The organism is Lactovum odontotermitis (genome assembly GCF_054658595.1).
On sequence record NZ_BAAGGQ010000042.1, the window covers coordinates 1 to 3,576 of the forward strand.

5 protein-coding genes are annotated in these 3,576 nt (G+C 45.0%); 4 read left to right on the plus strand and 1 reads right to left on the minus strand.

The genetic code is table 11. The features are described from left to right. The 4 genes from yajC to ACYQ2E_RS11160 form a co-directional block, all read left to right on the plus strand. Positions 1-380 (plus strand): preprotein translocase subunit YajC (yajC, locus tag ACYQ2E_RS11145; RefSeq protein ID WP_460018134.1); only part of this gene is annotated, 380 nt, incomplete at its 5' end. 132 nt (positions 381-512) lie between these two features. Next, complete coding sequence (gene agaV / locus ACYQ2E_RS11150) at positions 513-989, plus strand: PTS N-acetylgalactosamine transporter subunit IIB (protein ID WP_460018135.1); 477 nt, start codon at positions 513-515, stop codon at positions 987-989. Between the two features lie 75 nt (positions 990-1,064). After that, entirely contained in the window at positions 1,065-1,868 is an 804-nt protein-coding gene (locus tag ACYQ2E_RS11155; protein ID WP_460018136.1) for a PTS mannose/fructose/sorbose/N-acetylgalactosamine transporter subunit IIC, read from the plus strand. Continuing rightward, positions 1,858-2,700, plus strand: coding sequence for a PTS system mannose/fructose/sorbose family transporter subunit IID (locus ACYQ2E_RS11160; RefSeq protein WP_460018137.1), 843 nt, complete (start codon positions 1,858-1,860; stop codon positions 2,698-2,700). The genes ACYQ2E_RS11155 and ACYQ2E_RS11160 overlap by 11 nt, the downstream gene beginning before the upstream one ends. A 73-nt stretch (positions 2,701-2,773) precedes the next feature. On the opposite strand, the gene ACYQ2E_RS11165 is transcribed toward ACYQ2E_RS11160, so the two are convergent. Continuing rightward, complete coding sequence (locus tag ACYQ2E_RS11165) at positions 2,774-3,481, minus strand: GntR family transcriptional regulator (protein WP_460018138.1); 708 nt, start codon at positions 3,479-3,481, stop codon at positions 2,774-2,776. Positions 3,482-3,576 lie beyond the last annotated feature (95 nt).

The following is a 3,576-nucleotide window of genomic DNA, read 5'->3' on the forward strand; positions in this document are numbered from 1 at the left end:
AATGGATAATCATCGGCAGCGTTAAATGGGTAAAAAGAACAGGTATTAAAACACTGAATACTTGTACAGGACTGAATATTGGTAAAGGAGGAAATGTTGTGAATGGAGAGATGATTTTAAATTCCTCAATGGTGCTCGCGGCCTTTTTGATTATTTTCGGGCTGTTTTACGGAGTTTTCAGCAATAATCAGCTGAAAAAACGGCGCGCGAGAATGGCAGAACTTCACCAGAACCTGAAAGTCGGCTCTAAGGTCATGTTCAGCGCCGGTTTAATCGGCGAAATTGTCGAGCTGGGAGATGAAATCGTCAAAATTCGTCTCGCTGACAAACTGGTGATTGAGGCGTCGCGATACGCGATAACAGAGATTTTACCAAATTGAAAAAGTTAGTCAAGCCGATTGAGTGAATAATTGGGGAAATTGGACACTTAGGCGGTCATTTGACTGAACAATGTACACAAAGTATAAAAATACTATAAAAAAACGAATGCTATTATTCAAAGGAGAGAAAAAATGCCGCATATTTTATTGACAAGAATTGACAATCGCCTGATTCACGGCCAGGTTGCCACACAATGGACAAGCTCAATCGGAGCCAATCTTTTACTTGTTGCCAACGACGAGGTGGCCGGAAACAAGATGCGCCAGGGGCTGATGGACATGGCTGCGCCGACAGGTGTGGCGACGCGCTATTTCACACTGCAGAAAACCATTGACATCATTGGAAAAGCAAATGACAAGCAGCTGATTTTCATTATTTGTGAAAATCCTGAAGATGTTTTAAAACTCGTGAAAGGAGGAGTGCCTATAAAGAAAGTCAATATCGGTAATATGCATATGGCAGAAGGGAAGCGTCAGGTCGCAACGTCTGTTGCAGTTGATGATGCAGATGTTGCCGCGTTCAAAGAGCTGCAGGATTTGGGAGTAGAACTGCAGATTCAGCGCGTGCCGTCTATCCCTGCCGAAGATGTATCGAAATTATTTACTTAAGGAAAATTGTGAAAAGTCCGTGCAAATGCTATCATGACCGAGCGCTTGCGCGAACGCTATTCAAAGGAGGTTTACATGCATGCAAGCATAATACAAATTATACTGGTCTTTGCGGTGACATTCATCGCAGCCATTGACCAGTTTAGTTTCCTGGAGTCGCTCTACCAGCCCATTGTCATGGGTATGGTCATCGGACTTATCTTGGGAGACTTGAAAACAGGGCTCATCGTTGGCGGTACTTACCAGTTGATGACCATCGGAAATATGCCGGTGGGAGGGGCTCAGCCGCCCAATGCGGTTATCGGCGGGATTATGGCCTCGATTCTGGCAATCACGCTGAAACTGGAGCCGACGGCGGCCGTGGCCACAGCGGTGCCATTCTCACTGCTTGGGCAATACGGCGTGACACTTATCTTTACTTTAATGTCGCCAGTGATGGCAGTTGCTGACCGGGAAGCGGAGAATGCAAATCCGAAAGGGATTGACCGGATTAATTATCTGGCGATGTGCGCACTTGGTATTATCTTCGGGCTGGTTGTGACGCTCTTCTTTATCGGCGGTGCAACATTCGGAAGCCAGGTCGTTGACGCAATTCCAACATGGCTGATGAACGGATTGTCCGCTGCCGGCGGTATGATGCGCTATGTCGGATTCGCTATTCTGATTCGCGTGATGGTTTCAAGAGATTTGTGGGGCTTCTTCTTTGTCGGATTTGCCCTGGCAGTTCTGATTGCGGCCATTCCAAGTTTGAGCGGTTCTGCAATGATTTTGCTCGCGCTGATTGGTTTTGCTATTGCTTTCTGGGATTTCCAGATTCAGTCCAAGCTAAAACCGGCAGCTCAATCAACAGATGAAGGAGATTACGAAGATGGCATATAATATTCCAAACCAGTACGAAGACTTAACGCCTGCGGCTCCTTTAGACAAGAAAACGCTCAATAAGATGGTTTGGCGCTCGCTCTTTTTACAGGCGTCATTCAACTATGAGCGTATGCAGGCCGGAGGCTGGCTCTATTCAATTCTGCCAGGCCTGGAAAAGATTCACAAGAATAAAAATGACCTTGCGGCGTCAATGAGTCACAATCTGGAGTTCTTCAATACTCACCCATTCCTTGTCAACTTCGTTATGGGAATCGTGCTCTCGCTGGAGCAGGCTAAAACTGATATTCCGACGATTCGTGCCGTTCGTGTCGCTGCCATGGGACCTCTCGGCGGTATCGGCGATGCGCTCTTCTGGTTCACGCTGGTGCCGATTACAGCCGGCATTACGTCAAACATGGCCATTGACGGCAATGTTGTTGCGCCTTTCCTCTTTCTGATTGTTTTCAACGTGGTTCAGTTCGCGCTGCGTTATTTCCTGATGAGCTGGTCCTACAAGATGGGCACAAATGCCATCGGCGTCTTGACCGCGAATGCCAAAGAGTTCACGCGTGCGGCTTCTATCCTTGGTATCTTCGTTGTTGGTGCCTTGACTTGTACGTTCGGTGCCACAAAGCTTAATATCGTTATTGCCAATGGTAAAGCGCCGATTGACATTCAGAAGATTCTGGACGGGATTCTGCCGTCAATGATTCCGCTTGGGCTGACGCTGCTTCTGTATATGCTGATGAGGAAGTTCAAATGGACTCCTATCAGGTGCATCCTGCTTCTTCTGGTGATTGGCCTGGTGGGCTCAGGATTTGGGCTGTGGCCTTCTATCTGGCCAAAATAAGCCTAAGTGTTTAAAAACAATTAAAAAAGTCATTATTCAGGTAATGGCTTTTTTTGTTTTACGGTTAATAGGCCTATTCGGCCTCCGTTTCGATTTTTATTTTGTAGTATTTCCAGTGTTTATAGCTGACAATGTACTCAGCAACGCTTTTGTCCGGCAGATAAGTATGCTTGATTTGTTTAACGGCAGGTTCGCGGAAACTGAGATTGAGCAGGCTCAGGATTTTAGGGTTATCCGGGAAAACAACTTCGTTTGTTTCAACCGAAGCCATCAGAGAGAGGTCAATGCCGAAATCTTTTTGGACATACTTGTAAAGGCTGCTGTAAATTGAGAGGTCATCAGAAATAGGCGCTTTAACCAATGTTTTCGACAAATAAGTCGTCTGTGTCAGAAATGGAATGTCGTTGAAAAAGCGAACTCGGACAAATTTGTAATAACTGTCTCCTTTTTTCAGTTTCAGCTCTTTCAGAATTACAGGGTCACTTTCTTCAGAGACAGACAGGACTTTGGTGTGTTCACACTCCTGAGAGTAAACTTCAATATCAGAAAATTTGACATTCTGTGAGACTTTCGACTTCGAGACGTAGGTGCCTTTGCCTTGAATACGGTATAAGTAGCCGGCAGATGTCAGCTCATTGAGAACTTTTACGGCCGTAATAGAACTCACACTAAAATTGCACTTAATATCAGACTCAGAATAAAATCTGTCTCCAGGTCTGAATTTATGCGCTTTTAGTTCTGCGAGGAGTTCTTGTTTGATGCGTTCGTATTTTGGCAGCAAAATAAATTTATCTCCATAAATAGAATAACATATTAACTAAAAAAATGCAAATTTTTAAAAAGATTAAGCGGCATAAAGTGTACAGAAGTTAAGAA

Coding starts and splice junctions, on each gene's coding strand:
- agaV (WP_460018135.1), top strand. CDS start 513: ATGCCGCATATTTTATTGACAAGAATTGACAATCGCCTGATTCACGGC.
- ACYQ2E_RS11160 (WP_460018137.1), top strand. CDS start 1,858: ATGGCATATAATATTCCAAACCAGTACGAAGACTTAACGCCTGCGGCT.
- ACYQ2E_RS11155 (WP_460018136.1), top strand. CDS start 1,065: ATGCATGCAAGCATAATACAAATTATACTGGTCTTTGCGGTGACATTC.